The organism is Paenibacillus cineris, assembly GCF_018333335.1.
Taxonomy (GTDB): domain Bacteria; phylum Bacillota; class Bacilli; order Paenibacillales; family Paenibacillaceae; genus Paenibacillus_AQ; species Paenibacillus_AQ favisporus.
Window position 1 is genome coordinate 1 of the sequence record NZ_BORU01000015.1, and the last position, 576, is coordinate 576.

Annotated in this window: 2 rRNA genes; both read left to right on the top strand. The window is 47.9% G+C overall.

The annotated features are described in order from the left end of the window. Window positions 1-93: ribosomal RNA gene (locus KI379_RS33680) — 16S ribosomal RNA — on the top strand; the annotation flags it as partial. A gap of 383 nt (window positions 94-476) precedes the next feature. Next, window positions 477-576: ribosomal RNA gene (locus KI379_RS33685) — 23S ribosomal RNA — on the top strand; the annotation flags it as partial.

Sequence of the window (576 nt, forward strand, 5' to 3'; positions counted from 1 at the left end):
GCAAGGAGCCAGCCGCCGAAGGTGGGGTAGATGATTGGGGTGAAGTCGTAACAAGGTAGCCGTATCGGAAGGTGCGGCTGGATCACCTCCTTTCTATGGAGAATCGCTTCCTGCGATGGAAGCATTCGAATAACGGTCGACGCAAGTCGCCGTACCCGCTTTGCATAAGCAAAGCAACTACTCACTCGTTGGTCAGTTTTGAGAGTTCAAACTCTCGCATACGATTTCCAGAACTTGCTTGTAGCCAAGCGATTCGGGATTTGGTATGATATAAGTCCGGTCGCAAGACTGGATGATTTGATCCTTGAAAACTAGATAACGAAACGAATCTGCGTTTTAGAAATATCCTTTTAGCTGAACTTGTGTCAACAAGTTTAAGTTTTAAGTAGCAGACGAGTGTTTTGAACGATGAGAGCCTTTGGCTTTGCGCCTAGCGCAAAACAAGAATTCGAATCGGGCAAAACAGGAGTCATTATGGTTAAGCTACTAAGAGCACACGGAGGATGCCTAGGCGCTAGGAGCCGATGAAGGACGTGGCGAACAACGATACTGCCTCGGGGAGCTGTAAGCAAGCTT